Source organism: Leuconostoc inhae, assembly GCF_019656015.1.
GTDB classification, from domain to species: Bacteria; Bacillota; Bacilli; order Lactobacillales; family Lactobacillaceae; genus Leuconostoc; species Leuconostoc inhae_A.
Genome location: NZ_BPKW01000014.1, coordinates 23,066 through 40,682, shown reverse-complemented (window position 1 = coordinate 40,682; position 17,617 = coordinate 23,066). Strand labels below are relative to the sequence as shown.

The following is a 17,617-nucleotide window of genomic DNA, read 5'->3' as shown; positions in this document are numbered from 1 at the left end:
TTTAACCCCAGTGGCCTTTGAACAAAAATAGCAAATCAAAGTAGAATGCGTGTCCGATTTATTGACGTAGATCCAGCGGCTAGACTTAGAATAAAGCATCGTGCATACTTTGGGACTGTTAAATAAAAGATATTAATTGCATGTCAACAAAAGATCAGTGATAGACACGAGTTAGAAATTAGTGTCTATCACTGACCTTTTGGTGTGACAAAATAAACGAGTATCCAATATACGAATAAATAGAAAGTGGAATTATGCCAATAAAAAATATTGTATTGCCTATTATCAAAAAAGCTAGGGAATTATTTGAACTTATCTTAGTTACCATATTAATTTTCGTTATTTTAGTCATACCAGATTTTTTTCTTTTTATGGGTGATTTAAATCAATATGCTGGTGTAGCTTTATTGGCGAATGTTATCGTAAGTGGGGTAATTGCCTATTTTGGGTATCGCTATTTATCTCAGCGATCAGATGTTGTTTTTGAGCGTCTGAATAGCAGAAAAGTGGGTATAACCATCGCTATATTTATTATAAGTTGGTTATTTATAACTTATGGGTTACCTGCATTATTTGGAAGTAATCAGTTGACTGGCAGTAATCAACAAGCTATTGATAAGATATTAAATCATTTAACAAGTTGGTGGCCACTGCTGTTATTTAATTTTAATATTGTTGTTATTGCGCCGATTATTGAAGAAATATATTTTCGTGGTATTATGTTTGAAGAAGCTAAGTCACTTGGGAGGGCGATGCAAATTTTGTGGCCAACAGTGGTATTTGCGTTAGTGCATTCACCATCGACATTAGCACAGTGGGCAACTTATTTAACGGCTGGTGGGGTTTTGATGATTGTTAGAGTTGTGACTAAAAAATTGCAGTATACAATCATGTTTCATAGTCTGCATAATTTATTAGTCTTGTTGACATAAATAGTCATTTAAAAATTGTTACATTAACAGCCATAAATGTGCGCGTAGGTGTCACATAAGCCCTAAAATTGATAATGCTTTGTTTCATCTTTATTGATAAAAACAAAGGTGTAAGTTAGGAAAATAATTAGTAAGATGATTGGTCCTATTAGGGATGTGAGTGTAACCGCATGCGTTGCACTAAATGCTGAATCATCTAAAAATGACGGTAAGTTGAATAATAAATGGGTTGCAAATGGGATTAGTAGGCTTCGTGATCGAATATACAGCATACTGACTAAACAGCCAAAACCAAAAGTATAAATTAGCTGGCCGAGTGTTTGTATCGCATTTTGATGCAATAAGTTCATCAAATGAGACAATGAGAACATAAAAGCAGATAATAAGATGCTGAGTGGTACACGCCACTTATGATTTTTAAAATAAACCAGTAATGCGCCAAAAATAAGGCCACGATCGATATACTCTTCGAAAAAAACACTGGTGACAATAACCAGTAAAATCATGAGATAGTGTGGCATGTGATTCACGATCAGACTCAATTTGCCAGGTTCATCAACAAAAAATAGTAATAAGCGTAAAGCGTACAGAAGGATTGGTATGATATAAACTGATTTATCTAACCAAGTATCATGTGCTGGTTTTATGAATATTTTGGTTAATTTGTATTTGTGATTAACTAAGTATAAGATACCTATACTTAATAAAGAATTCAGAACCACGATCGTATATTGTGATAACTGTGTCGAATAGGCAAGTAAGTTCTCAAAACCAATTGTGAATAAGAGGCTACCAAGCCATACTAACAAAATTTGTATCAGTAAATTTTTTCTAGATGTCATAGTGTTAGTGTAGCATAAGTTAGCTGGTTTCAAAAAGTGCCATTTTGGCAATGTGAAATTGACGTTGCTGTTGTATGATGAAGAGTGTACTGACCATATGTTGATGTTAGTATAAAAAACTAATTGTGATTAGTTGATGTATAAGAAAAGAGGAATAGTTATGCTGAATCAAACAAGTTTTAAAACGTTGAGCGAAGAGCAGTTATCAGGAATTAGCGGTGGCTATAAAATGGTTTCCAGAGGTGCTTTTTACATGAATAAAGGCACGGAACGAGATGCAGATGCTGTTGTTAGCTTTATTCGTGGCGTGATTCATGGATAAGTAACTGCGTAAAAAATGAAAAAAGGATATAGGAAAAAATGAAAAATCATAATAAGTTTGAACAACTAGATAAGTATCAAAAGATTACCGATTCGGACCTGCAATATGTGACTGGCGGATTTAATCAAGGGGCATATGATGCTGGGAAAAAAGTAGGGAAGATAGTTAAATTGGGTGGATTGACTTACAAAATAATTAAGTACGGGAAATATTTGGCATAAAATAGTTTGATTATAAAAATTATCTGATATGAATACAGAAAAGGATATACTTTTTTAAAATGCGAAATCAATTAGCTAAATGGCAAGTCATTAAAAATAAGTATACAAAAACAATGTTATTACTATTGCTATATATAATGATATATGTTGTTTTGCTATCTGTATATGTGTATTTTAAGATTAAATCTAACCCTAGCGAGATAAATGGCATAAAAGAATACTTGAACGCTAAAGTTGTCACAAATTATAGTAGCATAGACTTTTTGAATATTATAATTATGAATGTTATATCGACCGGTTCGATTATTTTGTTTGCGATAATCCCAGTTCCCTACCTGTACGCTTTACCGGCAATCGGAACGATTTCAACAATGGGTCAAGTTGTTGGGTATGTAGTGTATGATAAGGGCTTAGTTGTAGGGTTAAAGTTAGCTATTACAGGTATATTGCCACATGGTATTCTGGAAATAACTTCATATATTATAGTATTGATCTTAGCCAAAAAAACTAATGATATATCTATTAACATTTTAAAGCGCATATGGAAGCGACAACATTTGAATTATAAATTCATTGGATCGTTGTTGTATACTTTGCTGAAATCCTTTGTTGTATATACGTTACCATTACTAATTATAGCTGCAATAATTGAATCGTTCATTACACCTATAATTATGAATGTGTTTATGTGAATTTTTGTGATAGTATTAAATTAATTAATAAAATACATCATGCCGAATATGCGATAGCGTGTTTCAATAATATTAAAAAAGGATGTGGTACGATGCCTAATAAAAAAAATATGTCAAGAACAAGTCTTCGGTTAATTAGAATGGTCATTATTGTAGATATCATTATTTTTATCTGCTATGTGCTGTCAAGTTTACGTCTAATTTCGTCAATACCCTATATAGGTATCGTTTCTCTTGCAGCGGTACCTATAACACCTTTAATGATTGATCGCATTATAAAAAAATCTCAACTGAAATGAATTTCGAAAGTTAGATAAAACAGATTTAACGGTTTAACTAAAAAATGCAATGATTACTTACCCGTATGCCACAGGTGAGTAATCATTGCATTTTTTACTGAAATATTATTTTTAGAAATGGATGAATTTATCTATTGGTATTGTTCTTGTCAACCAGACTACGTCTTATTACCACAAAAACTAATAAATGTCACTAACATATTTCAGCAAAAGATACGATGAATATGTGAAAAATCAGGGGTTGCAATTTGATACACTGTATTGTGGAGGATGATAAATGTTTATCAAAAAGATTAATTACATTCCTCAAGTCGATGAACGTGATTGTGGTGTTGCAGCGTTGGCAATGATTGCTGCGCATTACAAGACACGAGTATCCCTGGCACATTTACGAGAAATAGCCAAGACAGACATGGAGGGTACCACAGCATTAGGGATTGTCAGGGCAGCACAAGCACTTGACTTTGATACCACGCCTGTTCGGGCAGATCTTTCTATATTTGATCAGAAAGATTTGCCATATCCATTTATTGCGCATGTTCAAAAAGACGGTAAGTATCCGTGGTGTTAGTCGAAATAAATGATTTGATATTTTAAGTTAGGGTGGTTGATAATAAAGAACTAATAACGAGGATTAGACAGGTGTTTCTAGTTGATTTCTTGTTAATTAGAACCCTATTTCCTTTACAGAGTAGCAAGATCAATCTATTATTTGGAGTAAGAGATATGAATTTTTCAGAGTTAATTAAATCACAACGTAAAGAAAGGAAGATGACACAAGTCGATTTTTCTGAATTATTAATGGTTTCTAGCAAAACAATATCGAATTGGGAAAGTGGTCGAACATTGCCAGACATCGATAATGTTGTCTTGATTGCAAAGAAGCTAAACATATCTTTAGATCAATTACTTTTGGAGGATAAAAAAATGATCAATAATATTAAGGATAAAGCTAAAAAGCAAAATATTGTATTGCTTAGATTATTGACGGCAACGACATCATTGATTATGTTTGTTATTATAGGTCATGTTACTATGTGGGTGTCTATTGTGGTATTTGTGGCCATGTTAACTAATGCTGTGGCGTTAGTATACTTTAGTAATCAATTGCGATTGATTGAGGACAAAAAGCCGTTTAATAATTACCAACTCGTAATATTCGCAATTATTGTGCCATTACTAGCAGGTATTTATGGGATTTTCGTGCCATTTTGATAACTGAGAAAAATATATTATTGAGGGGTGAGTTTTTATGAAAACAAAATTATTTGTGTTCTTTTTTTCTATTATAGCTGGTCTTATTTTGGGGTGGAGTAATTGGGGCTTATGTTTGGTTTTGACAGTATCAATATATGTATTAGTCAGTGGATTATTACATGAACAACAAAAAAATGAGGGCATTTAACATGAACAACAAAAAAATAAAATTTTGGCAGATGGTTAATGAAGTTGCCACAGACTCGAACAGCGATATGTCTAGGCAAGAGCGCGAAATTTTAGCGCATGCTAATCAAAGCATGAAAGATGGTATTGATGATATCAAAGTCGCTGAGAACCTTAAATATAAACTTTCAGAACAGTTTTTAACGCAGGGAAGTCTATCCGCAAGATTAGTTCCCATCCAATCTGAATTATTAAGATTATACTTGGGATATGGTAGAAGAGATAACATTAGTTTGTGAATGATTAAAATTAAACCATCAAGAATTACTGCGGTCACATGACATGTAATTAATACAGACAATATAAAAACCCATCATCGAGTTCACATTGATGATGGGTTCATTAAGCTTAATTTATTATTTGTTAGCTTTTTTTCTTGCTAGATTATTGTAATGCTTTTGGCCAATTTTAGTCTTTTTACCATACCAATACACATACAATCCCATGACTAAACTGGCAAATAATATAAAAATCGCCATAGGAATAATACGTGTATTTTTTACGGGATCAATCACGAAGTTGGATATGATTAATAATATGCCAAAAACAATACCTGAGAAAAGACTATGCTTCGTTACTGTATCCATGATCAATACCTTTCTATATCACAAAATTTTAAAAATTGCCGCCGCCAAAACTCATACCTAAGCCAGTACCAAAGCCCTGATATTTATTTTTAAATTCCTGACTTGTTATTTTTAAATAAAATGGTGATAGGCTTTTAGATAATTGTTGTTGCATCGCTAAAGGTGTTAGTGATAGTTCTAAGCCGCTAATAATCTTTGGAAAATAAACGTGCTTTTCTAATTGCTTTTTAGCAAACTGTAAGATGGATCGTTCATCTGTTGTTAAGTCTACCTGTATTAGCAAGTTAATGATGTCATTTAATATGTCAATTTCTTTATCGTTTTTAGCCACTGTTCAGTTCCCCAATTTTAATTAATAACTGTATTATAGTCGTGATTTTTATAACAAGCAAATGCCATTATGGCACATTTATTTACAAACTGGCAAAGTATAATTAAAATATGGATGAATTTTTCATGAAAAAATGTTTCTAGCAAGATGAGTATAAGAGTGATATAATTTATACAGATAGTAATATTAAAAAGGGGATAGAAAATGAATAAGTTATTAAAAAGTAGTTGGGAAAGAATACCTAGTAACCAAGCGCTATTTATAAAATCTTTCGTACAGGTCTTTACTGTCATTGGGATAATTCAATTAGGAATGAACATGATATCTCATGATTTTTTGATTGCTGAGTTTGATAAGGTAGCTATTTTTGCAATTGTTGTTAGTATGATACTCGTCAAGGGAGAAGTACCTTCAAACCTCAAATAATTAACATGTGTTATTATCACATCCAGAGACGAACAACCAAGGATTGTAATTAGTTAGCGTAATGATATGAAAAAATACAAGAAAAACCGTTATTTACCAAAATACCGTGCATTAAATATAGCGTTGATGATGTTTATCATCACAATAGTACCAGAGGTGTTCAAATTCAATATTTGGTCAATGAAGTTTGTTTGGTCATTTCTGTTGTCATTAGTTCTTGCGACAGTTAGTTATTATTTATACTATCTCTATTTGACAAAAACGCGACATGGAAAAGAATTTTTGTCAAAGTCGAACGCAGAGTTCAAAAGAAATTATGATCAAATAGATAACACTAAAAGGCGAGAATCATAATGTCAGCTATAAAATGGTTTACAGGTGGTCAAGAGAGAGGAAAATCTGCGCTAGCGCTGCTCATACAATTACGTCAGCAACTAGATGATGTGAAGTATAGTGAGTTGCAACATGTTTTATCAGAGTATTTTAATGAAATCAAAACAGAATCAGGATCGATACCAGTGATACTCAGCAGAATGAATCTTGAACTATCAAGTGCAATGCTAAAAAATCATATCGTGTTACCAGCAGACGCGCAACAAACGATGAAGAAATTAACTGAACTGAGTCAAATAAGGTATGGCTATTAATGATAACGCAATAATTGGTAGCACCCATCTAACATATTTTTTAAAAAAGTCAATAATATATTTTGACCTAAAAATCAAAAAACTTGTGTAAAATCCGTTATTTCCTTTTGCTATAATGTGTGTTAGAGGCTGATAAAAATTGAAACGAAGTTCTCACTAGGGGTACCTATACTTGAAATTTGATAATGCCATTTAAAAGTTGCATTTGAGATGGGCAGATATAGGTTTTTTTAATTTACAATCATAATAATAAGGGGAAATCATGAACAAAACACAGTTATTGGCAGTATTAACGGCATTTAAAAACGGTAATATGTCCGAACAACAAATAGTTGATCAGGCATGTGGACATATCAGAGATAACGTTGCGGCAAGCAAAGTGCAGCGTGACGTGGCGCGTAGTTTTAGGGCGTTATTAATTAAACAACATTTATCTGAAAATGGCTTGATATTATGGCGTCAACTTGCAAACTCTGACGTCAGTATACCAATGCGATTCTTTGTTGGTCATTAAGTTGTCGTATACTAATCAAAATCGTTTAATTTGGTACATAATTCTAAAATAGCTTGCCCTTTTGGAGAAAGTTTATAAATCACGCGCAAAGGAATACGTTCAACAACAGTACGACTGATCATGCTGTCTTTTACCATATCTTGTAGCCGTTCTGTTAGAACTTTGTGGGATAGGCTTGGTAAACTCTGATTTAATTGATTGAAGCCAGTCACTTTAAAATCATTAATTGAAACAAGTATGTCAATGGACCACTTAGCAGCAAAGAGCTTAATGGTCTTTTTTGATTGGTCAGAAATAATAGCAAACACCCCCCAAGGTATAAGGCACATAAAAGTGCGTTATTTAAAAAATTCAAACAATATAGTAATATTATTCACATAGTCATAGTATAAACGAGTTGTGTAATAGTTTCAATGAGATAGAGAAACTATCAATAAAATAGCGAGAGGTGAGCGTTGTGGTTAAACATATGGTTTTAGATAATTTTGTGAAAAAAAGTGGGACAGATGATCTCCTGTCTCTTGATCCAAATGATTTATTATCGCATCATTTAATGATTGTTGGTGCGACAGGTAATGGCAAGTCAACATCATTATTATCATTGGTCGAATCGTTACAGCAGTTGCAACAAACGAGTATTATTTTTGATGCAACAGGTGAATATAGCCAAATACCACATGCCATGACCTATACTTTGGGCGAAGATGCGAATTTAGACTTTGCAGAACTAGCCGCTTATGATGTTGCCCACATATTAGGTATCAATAGCGATCATTTAATGCCAAAAATAGCGATGGCAATCGAATCACTTAGAATTCAGAAAAATGTTATCAAACAGAATGGCACTTATATCAAAGTCAATAAAAAATTAACGGCATTCAATCAGGAACAACAAAAATTGTCAGTTTTTGGCTCTGATTACGATGCGACACTGTTGATGTCACAAGTTATTCAAGAATTTGCCGTGCCATATGGTGATGCAAAGGCAAATTATGAGTTATTAGGTCAAGAAATTAATCACGCAGCGATTAGATCACAATGGCATGAACTATTAAGTGGGCAATCTCGTGTGGGGAACCCTACTTTAAATCGCGTATTTAACATGCACCACAATCAGGATGATCATCAGGCAACGCAGATAGATTTATTTTATATCTTAAAGTTATTTTCTGAACGTCGCAGTCAGCAACGCACACTTGTCATTGATGTTAGTCAGTTGAAAACAGGAAGTGCGGTGAGTCGGTTAGTGTTATCACTCTTACTTAAAAAACTGTTGGCAATCAGAACTGCCAGCATATCACGTTTTCCAATCACAATTTTTCTTGATGAGGCACACCGTTACATGCCAGACAACCAAGCACAACTTAATGACACTGGTTTATTTAAAATATTGCGCGAAGGGCGGAAATATGGTATTTATTCAGTGGTTTCAACACAATCGCCATTAGACATACCGGCACAATTAAGCGGGCAATTTGGTAGTGTGCTGGTGCACCAATTAAATAATCCAGATGAATTACAACAAATAGTTACTTTAAACAATATGGCAAATTATGGTCATTTAGCTGTCGGGCAAGCCATACTTAAAATGGATCGTCATCCAGATTCAATACTAGTTGATGTCGTGAATCCAACGACGACACACGACACAGCATCACCAGAATTCAAATAAAGAGGACAAAAAGTATGAAAATATTAGTTATAAATGGTTATGAAAATCATATCGATGCAAAAGGAAATTTAAATCATACATTAATGAGGTTAATACATGATTTGTATTGTTAATTTTAAAACGCAGATGAGTTATTTGCTACAAAAGCAGTGGCTAAAAGATGCAGCAGAACAATATCGTGACTTTGATTTATGGTTAGCACCAACGTTACCTGAACTAAACAATTATGCGGGGGTGCAGATAGTTTCACAAAATATCAGTGTAACAGAGCGTACGGTAGGTGAAATATCTGGAGATATATTGAATCATTTAGGAATTCAATATAGTATTATTGGACATTTAGAAAGACGTCAATTGTTAAATGAATCAACAACAATTATTAATGGTCGTTTAAACAGTTGTTTTAAACATGATATCACGCCCATAATTTGTTTAGGTGTACATAGTGGTCCTGATTTGGTGTTGAGAGAATTTAAAAGTATTATCAAAAAAACGTCTTTAATTAATCGAGATATTGTTGTGGTTTATGAATCATTGCAATCAATTAAATTAGGGTATTCAACTTACTCAGATGTTGAAATGGAAGCTGTTTATATGATGTTGCATCAGTATTTAGAAGATTTAAAAATTTCTGGAAATGGTCCTAGAACTTTTAAACTGATTATGGGTGGTCATGTTGATGAAGAAGGTATTAAGTTGGCTGATAAAATTGGTTATGACGGCGTTTTGATTGGCGATAGGTATCAAAATATTGATGAATTTAAAGTAATTACCGAAGCGATAGCACTATAGTAGAGGAGGAAAATATATATGAAAGCTGAAATTATTTCTGTTGGTACTGAATTATTATTAGGAGAGATCATAGATACTAACAGACCATATGTTGCACGTGCATTGCGTGAAATGGGTATTGAATCCTATCATCAATCAATTGTGGGAGACAATGCCAGCCGTCTGTTAGAGGCTTTAGATGTTGCAAATAAAAGGTCTGATTTAATTATTTTGATTGGCGGGTTAGGGCCAACTGAAGACGATTTGACGAAACAAATTTCGGCTCAATTTTTAAAGACAGAATTAGTCAGTGATCAATCAGCACTTAGCAAACTCAAAAATTGGCACGAAAATGCTAATATTGATATGGCTGAAAATAACAAGGCACAAGCGCTATACCTTAAAGGCGGCATTGCCGTTGTTAATGATGTTGGATTTGCTATTGGTTCATATTATAGTAATCCCAATGGTGCAGACTTTTTACTATTACCTGGACCACCATGGGAAATGGAACCTATGTTCGATAATCATGTGAGACCTATTTTAAGTAGTCACTATCTAAGTGGTCAAATTTTGAATGCCGTTGTGATGCGATACTTTGGGATTGGTGAATCGCGGTTATCGACGATAATTAGTGATTTGATTGATAATCAAGAGAACCCCACGATAGCAACATACGCTAAAAAACATGAAGTGATTGTTCGTTTAATGGCAAAAAGCAACTCGGAACATGAGGCAATACAGCTGAATAATCAGACGGCTAAAATAATCAATCAACGTGTGGGTGACTATTTTTATGGTAATGGGGAACATAACTCGTTAGAACAAACGGTAGCGATGCTCTTAAAAAAACTGACAAAAACTATTGGTATAACGGAAGTATTTACACAAGGCATGGTGCAAACTAAATTACGTCAACTTGACGATAGTGATGACCTTATTAAAGGTGGATTTACTGGCATTAGTGCACTTCTTGATTTAACAGATGAAGAAATAGAAACGTCAGGTAACAATGGTGAAGCAATCGTTACGCGTTTAGCGGAATTGACAAAATCACGTCTGGTGGCAGATTTCGGTCTAGCTATTATTGCAGAAAATCCGACTAAGTCAAATGATAATCAATATGTCACAGAAAAAGTGTGGTTTGCATTGACACAAGGCCAAAATAAAGCACTTGTGACCTCACAAGTATTTGCGAAAGATCATATGGATAATGTAGAGGACGCAGTTTGTGTCGCATTAGATTTGATTCGTCGTGGTTTATTAAATAAAAAAATAATATCAAGAGCATAGGGGCTTAGAAAAGTATGGTAGGAAAATTAGCAGGGAAAGTGGCGTTAGTAACAGGATCGTCACGTGGCATTGGGTTGTCAATTGCCAAGAAATTTGATGATGCTGGCGCCAAAGTCATATTACATTCAAGAAATGGCATAGATCAGAATATTATTCAGACGTTTAAACAGCAACCAATCATATTAAAATTTGACATTAATAGTTCACAGAGTATCGAAAAGGCAATATTGACACTTTATAATGATGTAGAATTTCCTGGTATTGATATTTTGGTTAATAACGCCGGCATAACTAGGGATCGTTTAGCCATAAATATGTCTTCTGATGATTTCTCAACTGTGATTGATACAAATTTAAATGGCACGTTTAATGTGACACAACCAATATTTAAAAAAATGATCAAATCGCGAAAAGGGACAATTATTAATATGAGTTCTATTGTTGGTCTCAGTGGTAATATTGGTCAGGTTAATTATGCAGCTAGTAAAGCTGGATTGATTGGTATGACCAAGGCCTTAGCTCGAGAAGGTGCTTTGCGAAATATCTGTGTTAATGCAATAGCACCAGGTATGTTTGATTCAGATATGACGAAAGATTTATCTGATAAAATAAAAGACGCTATTTTGTCAACAATTCCGTTAAAGCGTTTTGGAAAAGTTGATGAAATCGCTGACGTCGCTTTATTTTTAGCAAGTAGTCAATACATCACTGGGCAAACAATTGTGATTGACGGTGGACAAAGTATTTAATATGGAGAACACTATGAAAATATTTTCGAGTCCGTCTTTGTATTTACAAGGAAAACACGCACTGTTAATGCACACGGAAAAGATCACACAACTTGGGGAAAATATATTAATCATTAGTAACGGTATTGCATCAAAAGTGGCGGCCGAACCCTTGATGAGACGTTTAAAACAGCAAAAAGATCATGTTATGTTGGAAGATATAGCTGATGGTAGTGATGATGAAGTGACAAAATATTTGATATCAGTTGCTGAAAAAAACAATACGCAAATTGTTATTGGTGTAGGTGGTGGTAAAATAATTGATATAGCGAAAGTTGTGGCTAACGGCGTGAGTTCTCAATTAGTTATTGTACCAACAGTTGCTTCAACAGATGCCCCTACGTCAAGACTTTCAGCAATATATGATAATAATGGGTCCTTTCAAAAATATCAATTTTTTCAAAGAAGCCCAGATTTAATAATTGTTGACACAGAAATTATTGTGCATGCGCCTAAAAGAACACTGATTGCCGGCATTGCAGATGCTTTAGCAACAAAGATAGAGGGAGATGCAGTACGTGCCGGACATGGTACTAACATGTTAGGTGGCCAACCAACAATTACTGCGATAGCAATCGCTGAAAAAGCAGAAGAAACACTTTTTCAACATGCTTTACTTGCAGTAAAGGCCAATGAACAAGGAATTGTTGATGAACATTTTGATAAAATAGTTGAAGCTAATATTTTGTTAAGTGGTTTAGGTTTTGAAAGTGTTGGTGAGGCTGCAGCGCATTCTACTGCTAATGGTTTAACAAAATATGTTAATCAATCTAGCATGCATGGTGAAAAAGTTGCCTTTGGTTTACTTTGTCAGCTGATGTTATCTCAAGTTTCAGAGCAAACATATCAAAAATACTTAGAGTTGCTGTTAACGTTAGGGTTACCAGTGACACTTGCTGATCTTGATTTAACATATGATGATCATATTCTCGAGAAAATCGCACGAGAAACACTGAATCCAAAAGAGACCATTTATCAAATGAATATCAAATTGACAACGCATGATATTGTACAGGTGATGAAAAAAGTCGATGAAACTTCCAGAATGTTTAACACTAGTCACAAGATAATGTAGCTCATTCTGTTGATGTAAAGAGCACCGAGTGGACAAAAAACTAAAAATCGCCTGCATGAGGTATATTGCTAGCTCATGCAGGCGATTTTATTGTCGTTAGGTTTATATTGAGCATGGTCAGTGACTTGTTAGCTGTAAAAACGATCGCAACTAACAGTTGCAAGCACAGCAAATAAAGGGTTACAGCAATATTGTTTCTAAAATTTCAAAAAATGATCTTTCATGTATAATCAAATTTATAGGTGTTATCATCTAAACATGCTAGGAGAAAAGAGTACATGAAAAATGTTTTTAAATCACAATTGAGCTTGTTACGGCAAAAACGGCGTTTGTCGCAAGAAGCGTTAGCTCAAAAATTATACGTGTCGCGACAGTCTGTGTCGAAATGGGAACATGGTGATGCGGAACCAGATATTGATAAATTAATTTCATTGGCAGAAATTTTAGCGGTTGATTTAGATTTTCTACTATCAGGTCAACAGAGTAATGAGGATTTGATTGTTCAATTGCAAAAAATTAGCAAGAAATTCAAAAAGATGGTATTGAAAGAAATTAATTTATCAGTTTATGGTCGTGATCGTATTGCACTGTTGGGTGCTAACGGATCAGGAAAGACAACGATTGTTAATACAATTGTTGGGTTAGTTAAGCCGGATAGTGGCCAAATACAACGCTTCTTTAACCCAATTCATGATTTGAGTGTGATGCCGCAAGAAAATGTATTGATTGAAACCTTAAAAGTACGAGAACATGTGATGTTATCAGCACAAATTCAAAGACAATATTCACCCTTATTTGTGACTGAAATGATTAAAAAGTTTAATCTTAATGACCAGTCGCAGGTTATTATTAGCAAATTGTCTGGTGGTCAAAGAAGAAGATTAGCCTTGTTGATTAGTTTGTTGAAACCATCAAAATTATTGATTTTAGATGAACCAACAGTGGGGATGGATTTGGAATCAATTGATTTCTTTTGGCGTTATTTAGATCATGTTGGTGGTAGTGTGATAACCATTACGCATGACTTTAATCAAATCGATCAATATTTTACGCGTGTCGTTTTGTTAAAAGATGGTGTGATTGCAAAAGAAGAATCAGTTGCAACAATACATGCTAACAACCAGACCATTGAACAATGGTATCGCATTAACAACCAGGAGGTCGGGTAAAACATGATAATGATATGGTTAGATATTAAAGAAACAGCGCGCAATAAACGTTTTTTGTTATTTACACTTATTTTTCCATTGGCGTGGTATGTGATGATGATTAGCATGGCTAAGGCATCGGGATTTTTCACCACGGCAAACGCTTACCTGTGGTTAAGCGCTGCCTGTGCAATTGGTATTGCTGGCAATGCTGTGGTCACTTTTTCTAAAAAAATTAGTCACACTAGAAAATTTTATCAATTACAAGCGCAGACATCTAACTATAGTGTGCGACGTTGGTTGATGGATCAAATGGCAGTGCAACTTAGTTTAAATCTTGTCATTTGTGTTGTGATTATAGCGGCTGGGTTATTGATGCAGTCGTTAGTGTTCAATTTGAATATTGTTATCATGCTAGTACTGTTTTCTTTGATGGGAATATATTTAAGCGCAATCGGCTTTTTATTAGGTATTTATATAGACAGTAGAACGCTTGATGCGCTCAGTATGCCTTTAAGTATGGTGTTTGGTATGCTCATGATTCGACTGGACACATGGTTGTCTGGTACTGTGATAGAGGTGATCACGGTGGTGCAAAAGTTTTTCCCTGGTTATTATTTATTTGATATCGTACAAAAAATGATTTTAAAACAAAATTTTAACGACACACTATTAAGGTTTCTATTAAGTTGTTTACTCATTGTGATACCATTTATGATTATAATGATTGTGCAACATCAAAAGTTTGCCGCTAGCTTGTCAGTAGACGAGGTTAGCAATGATTAATTTGCATAAATATGTGAAAAACCAGTATGAGTCTGGGGTGTATAGCTAGTATAAAGCGCAAACAAAACAGCAAGTTAGTGATTATGATTTAGGCCGTCAACAAGCTAGGCAAGACTTTGCAAATCATCAATTGTATTATTATCCTAGCATGTTGTTAAGACTTGAAAATTTTATTTTACGGGGTAATTTAGTTGAAATAACACGATTTGTTCAAGGATACAATGATCAAAAGCGTGCTTTGCAAAACAAATAATAGCCACATAAAAAGACGAGAATGCAATTTCTCGTCTTTTTATAATATCGTTGTTTTTTCAGGTTGCTTGCCTCGTCGAGCAATATAAAACTCTGCTCGAATAGCCAAGGTATAAGGTAAAGTAAATAGATTAGCTAGACCAAAAGTCGCAAAATTTAAGAAGTACCAGCCAATTAAGCTTAAGTACATCATGAATAATTGACCTTTATAGTCTGTCATTAACTGTTGAGACTGTGAGATATAGTACTTAGCTGATTGAATATCACGGCCCGTGCGTAAGTCATCACGATATAGATAGACCGCCTGTGAATAGGAAAAGCTTTTTATGATGCCTGGTATGATGAACAATAGTGTCCATAATAATGTATAGATGGCGCGTAAAAAAGCAATCTTAAATGCTGTGCTAGTTAATAAGTTTAAACCGGCTTTGATCGGTGATTCAGGAGTTCTATCAGATTCGTGCCAATCAATAAAGCCACTCACTGTACTTTCAGTAAAGAAATCACTAATGGCAGTTACTAATGCAGCGAATGACATAATAACGACGAAAGAAACTAAGCCAACAACGATAACGGTGAACCAATTGTCTTGGAGAAAGTGTCCCATATCATTGGCTGCTTTGGTGATTGTTTGTGCTGTAGGATTAACATCTTGCGAAAATGTCATATCGCGAGAATTATGATCCGACATGACACCGAATACAGTGAATATCATCGGCACTAACGATATTAAGAATGCGGCCTTAAAATGTGTTGTCACACGAGACCACGCGGTTTTTTTAATTTGTCTGTTAGTTATCATATTGTTTAAATTACTCCCACTAATGTAACACAATGGTAACAATAAAAAGAAACATTTGCAAGCTAAAGCCGTTAATAATGGGAAAATTGTGGTGATTATCGTTGTTTATTGATATGGCAAAAACATCGATTATTGAGCATTTCATTTTCTGGCGTGGCTAAAGGGAGTTACGTTAAACTCACACCATTGACGGATTAAGCATTTGTTCATGTGATATTAACGTATAAAAAATTTGAAAGTTCACATATCACAGATATTATCTGGTATAATGAACGTATCATGAGTTGATAAAGAGGCAGATGAGCGCGTCAAAGAAAGTTAGTGGTTGCTGTAAACTAACCCGCCGTTGTTTTGAGTTACACAACATAAAAAAGATGACGTATGCCGCGATAAGGCATTTTAAGTGGTAGGTCCGATGACTTACAATTTAGGTGGTACCACGGTAAAAACCGTCCTATGTTTATAGGGCGGTTTTTATTATACATAAATAAGGAGAAAAAATGAATTTTATTGAAGAATTAAAATGGCGCGGCGCGTTAAACCAAGTGACGGATGAAGCAGGGTTACTTGAAGCCATGGCAGATGGCAAAATTGGGGCCTATGTTGGGACCGATCCAACGGCTGATTCATTACATTTAGGCCATCTAATTCCATTTATGGTCTTAAAGCGTTTCCAAAATGCTGGTGGTAAGGCTGTCATCATTATAGGTGGTGCAACAGGTGCTATTGGTGATCCACGGCCAACCACAGAACGTAAATTGTTGACGCAAGAACAGTTGTCCGAAAATGAAAAAGGGATTACAGCGCAGGTTACTAAACTATTTGGTGATAATGACACACGCATTGTTAATAATAATGACTGGTTAGGAAAACTAACACTCACAGATTTTCTGCGTGATTATGGTAAATTATTCTCCATTAATGTGATGTTGAAAAAGGATGTTGTGGCGTCACGTTTGGAAACGGGTATATCGTTTACTGAATTCACTTATCAGGTGCTACAGGGCATTGATTTTCATGAATTATGGCGTCGAGAAGACGTGAAATTACAAATTGGTGGTTCTGATCAATGGGGAAATATCACTTCAGGTATTGATCTCATTCATTCGCTTGAGGGAAATACAGCAAAAGCATTTGGTTTGACAATTCCTTTGATGATTGATTCAACAGGTAAAAAGTTCGGTAAGTCAGAAGGTAATGCGATTTGGTTAGATCCTAAAAAGACGTCACCCTACACATTCTACCAATTCTGGTTGAACCAAAACGATGCTGATGTCGTTAAATATTTGAAATATTTTACATTCTTAACTGTTGAAGAAATTGACGCATTAGCCAAAGAAATTGATACTAATCCTGGTGCACGTCAAGCACAGCGTCGCTTGGCACAAGAAGTGACCAAATTTGTTCACGGTCAAACAGCTGTTGACGAAGCTGAACAATTATCAAAAGCACTGTTTAGCGGTGACGTTGCAACCTTGTCAGCAGCACAAATTGCTGATGCATTTGGTGGTGTACCAAGTTTTGATATCACCGCTGAAAGTAAGAACATTATTGACTTTTTGGTTGATGGTGGCGTAGATCAGTCTAAGCGACAAGCACGTGAAGACGTTAATAATGGTGCTATTACAATTAATGGTGAAAAAGTAACAGATGTGGCTACTGAAATTACGCCATCAGCCCATTATGATGGTAAGTTTGTATTGGTACGTCGTGGTAAGAAAAAGTATTTCTTAGGCAAAGTACAATAATGAAAAGCAAACCTTTGATTTAAAGT

22 protein-coding genes and 1 pseudogene are annotated in these 17,617 nt (G+C 34.6%); 18 read left to right on the top strand and 5 right to left on the bottom strand.

Features of this window, described 5'->3' with window-relative positions:
* The first annotated feature begins 254 nt into the window (after nucleotides 1-254).
* Nucleotides 255-932 (top strand): CPBP family intramembrane glutamic endopeptidase, encoded by a 678-nt coding sequence (locus K5Q14_RS08275; protein ID WP_220735321.1) that lies wholly within the window; start codon nucleotides 255-257, stop codon nucleotides 930-932.
* Nucleotides 933-994: 62 nt separating this feature from the next.
* Here K5Q14_RS08275 and K5Q14_RS08270 read toward each other — a convergent pair whose 3' ends face one another.
* Nucleotides 995-1,774: a CPBP family intramembrane glutamic endopeptidase gene (locus K5Q14_RS08270; RefSeq protein WP_220735320.1), complete on the bottom strand. Its 780-nt coding sequence runs from the start codon at nucleotides 1,772-1,774 to the stop codon at nucleotides 995-997.
* Between the two features lie 160 nt (nucleotides 1,775-1,934).
* Between K5Q14_RS08270 and K5Q14_RS08265 the strand changes: the two genes are divergently transcribed.
* From K5Q14_RS08265 to K5Q14_RS08240, 6 genes and pseudogenes are all read left to right on the top strand, one after another.
* Nucleotides 1,935-2,096, top strand: a complete 162-nt coding sequence (locus K5Q14_RS08265) for a lactococcin family bacteriocin (protein WP_010382785.1) — start codon at nucleotides 1,935-1,937, stop codon at nucleotides 2,094-2,096.
* Between the two features lie 38 nt (nucleotides 2,097-2,134).
* Complete coding sequence (locus K5Q14_RS08260; RefSeq protein WP_010382783.1) at nucleotides 2,135-2,317, top strand: hypothetical protein; 183 nt, start codon at nucleotides 2,135-2,137, stop codon at nucleotides 2,315-2,317.
* A 59-nt stretch (nucleotides 2,318-2,376) separates the two neighbouring features.
* Nucleotides 2,377-3,009, top strand: coding sequence for a stage II sporulation protein M (locus tag K5Q14_RS08255; RefSeq protein ID WP_246587632.1), 633 nt, complete (start codon nucleotides 2,377-2,379; stop codon nucleotides 3,007-3,009).
* 576 nt (nucleotides 3,010-3,585) lie between these two features.
* Nucleotides 3,586-3,864: pseudogene (locus K5Q14_RS08250) on the top strand (cysteine peptidase family C39 domain-containing protein); the annotation flags it as partial.
* A 170-nt stretch (nucleotides 3,865-4,034) separates the two neighbouring features.
* Nucleotides 4,035-4,523 (top strand): helix-turn-helix domain-containing protein, encoded by a 489-nt coding sequence (locus tag K5Q14_RS08245; protein ID WP_220735319.1) that lies wholly within the window; start codon nucleotides 4,035-4,037, stop codon nucleotides 4,521-4,523.
* 191 nt (nucleotides 4,524-4,714) lie between these two features.
* Complete coding sequence (locus K5Q14_RS08240) at nucleotides 4,715-4,990, top strand: hypothetical protein (protein ID WP_220735318.1); 276 nt, start codon at nucleotides 4,715-4,717, stop codon at nucleotides 4,988-4,990.
* Between the two features lie 117 nt (nucleotides 4,991-5,107).
* Here K5Q14_RS08240 and K5Q14_RS08235 read toward each other — a convergent pair whose 3' ends face one another.
* Both K5Q14_RS08235 and K5Q14_RS08230 read right to left on the bottom strand, forming a co-directional pair.
* Nucleotides 5,108-5,338, bottom strand: coding sequence for a hypothetical protein (locus K5Q14_RS08235; RefSeq protein ID WP_220735317.1), 231 nt, complete (start codon nucleotides 5,336-5,338; stop codon nucleotides 5,108-5,110).
* Between the two features lie 28 nt (nucleotides 5,339-5,366).
* The gene (locus K5Q14_RS08230) at nucleotides 5,367-5,669 is read right to left on the bottom strand and encodes a bacteriocin immunity family protein (protein WP_220735316.1); all 303 of its coding nucleotides are present in this window, start codon (nucleotides 5,667-5,669) and stop codon (nucleotides 5,367-5,369) included.
* A gap of 204 nt (nucleotides 5,670-5,873) precedes the next feature.
* Between K5Q14_RS08230 and K5Q14_RS08225 the strand changes: the two genes are divergently transcribed.
* The 3 genes from K5Q14_RS08225 (at nucleotide 5,874) to K5Q14_RS08215 (ending at nucleotide 7,256) form a co-directional block, all read left to right on the top strand.
* Entirely contained in the window at nucleotides 5,874-6,095 is a 222-nt protein-coding gene (locus tag K5Q14_RS08225; protein ID WP_220735315.1) for a hypothetical protein, read from the top strand.
* Between the two features lie 353 nt (nucleotides 6,096-6,448).
* Nucleotides 6,449-6,742: a bacteriocin immunity protein gene (locus tag K5Q14_RS08220; protein WP_220735314.1), complete on the top strand. Its 294-nt coding sequence runs from the start codon at nucleotides 6,449-6,451 to the stop codon at nucleotides 6,740-6,742.
* 262 nt (nucleotides 6,743-7,004) lie between these two features.
* A complete protein-coding gene (locus K5Q14_RS08215; protein WP_220735313.1) occupies nucleotides 7,005-7,256 on the top strand; it encodes a hypothetical protein in 252 nt (83 codons plus the stop codon).
* An 11-nt stretch (nucleotides 7,257-7,267) separates the two neighbouring features.
* Here K5Q14_RS08215 and K5Q14_RS08210 read toward each other — a convergent pair whose 3' ends face one another.
* Nucleotides 7,268-7,564 carry a winged helix-turn-helix transcriptional regulator gene (locus K5Q14_RS08210; RefSeq protein ID WP_246587630.1) on the bottom strand — a complete coding sequence of 99 codons (297 nt, stop codon included), beginning with the start codon at nucleotides 7,562-7,564 and terminating at the stop codon, nucleotides 7,268-7,270.
* Between the two features lie 149 nt (nucleotides 7,565-7,713).
* On the opposite strand from K5Q14_RS08210, the gene K5Q14_RS08205 reads away from it, so the two are divergent.
* The 7 genes from K5Q14_RS08205 (at nucleotide 7,714) to K5Q14_RS08175 (ending at nucleotide 14,789) form a co-directional block, all read left to right on the top strand.
* Nucleotides 7,714-8,928: an ATP-binding protein gene (locus K5Q14_RS08205; RefSeq protein ID WP_220735311.1), complete on the top strand. Its 1,215-nt coding sequence runs from the start codon at nucleotides 7,714-7,716 to the stop codon at nucleotides 8,926-8,928.
* A gap of 96 nt (nucleotides 8,929-9,024) precedes the next feature.
* Entirely contained in the window at nucleotides 9,025-9,720 is a 696-nt protein-coding gene (locus tag K5Q14_RS08200) for a triose-phosphate isomerase (RefSeq protein WP_220735310.1), read from the top strand.
* Between the two features lie 18 nt (nucleotides 9,721-9,738).
* Complete coding sequence (locus K5Q14_RS08195) at nucleotides 9,739-10,992, top strand: CinA family nicotinamide mononucleotide deamidase-related protein (RefSeq protein WP_220735309.1); 1,254 nt, start codon at nucleotides 9,739-9,741, stop codon at nucleotides 10,990-10,992.
* Nucleotides 10,993-11,006: 14 nt separating this feature from the next.
* Complete coding sequence (gene fabG / locus K5Q14_RS08190; RefSeq protein WP_220735308.1) at nucleotides 11,007-11,741, top strand: 3-oxoacyl-ACP reductase FabG; 735 nt, start codon at nucleotides 11,007-11,009, stop codon at nucleotides 11,739-11,741.
* A gap of 13 nt (nucleotides 11,742-11,754) precedes the next feature.
* A complete protein-coding gene (locus tag K5Q14_RS08185; protein ID WP_220735307.1) occupies nucleotides 11,755-12,855 on the top strand; it encodes a glycerol dehydrogenase in 1,101 nt (366 codons plus the stop codon).
* Nucleotides 12,856-13,133: 278 nt separating this feature from the next.
* The gene (locus tag K5Q14_RS08180; RefSeq protein WP_220735306.1) at nucleotides 13,134-14,024 is read left to right on the top strand and encodes an XRE family transcriptional regulator; all 891 of its coding nucleotides are present in this window, start codon (nucleotides 13,134-13,136) and stop codon (nucleotides 14,022-14,024) included.
* Between the two features lie 6 nt (nucleotides 14,025-14,030).
* Nucleotides 14,031-14,789, top strand: coding sequence for a multidrug ABC transporter permease (locus tag K5Q14_RS08175; protein ID WP_220735325.1), 759 nt, complete (start codon nucleotides 14,031-14,033; stop codon nucleotides 14,787-14,789).
* Between the two features lie 292 nt (nucleotides 14,790-15,081).
* On the opposite strand, the gene K5Q14_RS08170 is transcribed toward K5Q14_RS08175, so the two are convergent.
* Entirely contained in the window at nucleotides 15,082-15,843 is a 762-nt protein-coding gene (locus K5Q14_RS08170; protein WP_220735305.1) for a DUF975 family protein, read from the bottom strand.
* Between the two features lie 500 nt (nucleotides 15,844-16,343).
* Between K5Q14_RS08170 and tyrS the strand changes: the two genes are divergently transcribed.
* Nucleotides 16,344-17,591, top strand: a complete 1,248-nt coding sequence (tyrS, locus tag K5Q14_RS08165; RefSeq protein WP_220735304.1) for a tyrosine--tRNA ligase — start codon at nucleotides 16,344-16,346, stop codon at nucleotides 17,589-17,591.
* Nucleotides 17,592-17,617: the final 26 nt, after the last annotated feature.

Coding starts and splice junctions, on each gene's coding strand:
- K5Q14_RS08235 (WP_220735317.1), bottom strand. CDS start 5,338: ATGGATACAGTAACGAAGCATAGTCTTTTCTCAGGTATTGTTTTTGGC.
- K5Q14_RS08215 (WP_220735313.1), top strand. CDS start 7,005: ATGAACAAAACACAGTTATTGGCAGTATTAACGGCATTTAAAAACGGT.
- fabG (WP_220735308.1), top strand. CDS start 11,007: ATGGTAGGAAAATTAGCAGGGAAAGTGGCGTTAGTAACAGGATCGTCA.
- K5Q14_RS08260 (WP_010382783.1), top strand. CDS start 2,135: ATGAAAAATCATAATAAGTTTGAACAACTAGATAAGTATCAAAAGATT.
- K5Q14_RS08200 (WP_220735310.1), top strand. CDS start 9,025: ATGATTTGTATTGTTAATTTTAAAACGCAGATGAGTTATTTGCTACAA.
- tyrS (WP_220735304.1), top strand. CDS start 16,344: ATGAATTTTATTGAAGAATTAAAATGGCGCGGCGCGTTAAACCAAGTG.
- K5Q14_RS08245 (WP_220735319.1), top strand. CDS start 4,035: ATGAATTTTTCAGAGTTAATTAAATCACAACGTAAAGAAAGGAAGATG.
- K5Q14_RS08220 (WP_220735314.1), top strand. CDS start 6,449: ATGTCAGCTATAAAATGGTTTACAGGTGGTCAAGAGAGAGGAAAATCT.
- K5Q14_RS08185 (WP_220735307.1), top strand. CDS start 11,755: ATGAAAATATTTTCGAGTCCGTCTTTGTATTTACAAGGAAAACACGCA.
- K5Q14_RS08265 (WP_010382785.1), top strand. CDS start 1,935: ATGCTGAATCAAACAAGTTTTAAAACGTTGAGCGAAGAGCAGTTATCA.
- K5Q14_RS08180 (WP_220735306.1), top strand. CDS start 13,134: ATGAAAAATGTTTTTAAATCACAATTGAGCTTGTTACGGCAAAAACGG.
- K5Q14_RS08255 (WP_246587632.1), top strand. CDS start 2,377: ATGCGAAATCAATTAGCTAAATGGCAAGTCATTAAAAATAAGTATACA.
- K5Q14_RS08240 (WP_220735318.1), top strand. CDS start 4,715: ATGAACAACAAAAAAATAAAATTTTGGCAGATGGTTAATGAAGTTGCC.
- K5Q14_RS08195 (WP_220735309.1), top strand. CDS start 9,739: ATGAAAGCTGAAATTATTTCTGTTGGTACTGAATTATTATTAGGAGAG.
- K5Q14_RS08270 (WP_220735320.1), bottom strand. CDS start 1,774: ATGACATCTAGAAAAAATTTACTGATACAAATTTTGTTAGTATGGCTT.
- K5Q14_RS08275 (WP_220735321.1), top strand. CDS start 255: ATGCCAATAAAAAATATTGTATTGCCTATTATCAAAAAAGCTAGGGAA.
- K5Q14_RS08170 (WP_220735305.1), bottom strand. CDS start 15,843: ATGATAACTAACAGACAAATTAAAAAAACCGCGTGGTCTCGTGTGACA.
- K5Q14_RS08225 (WP_220735315.1), top strand. CDS start 5,874: ATGAATAAGTTATTAAAAAGTAGTTGGGAAAGAATACCTAGTAACCAA.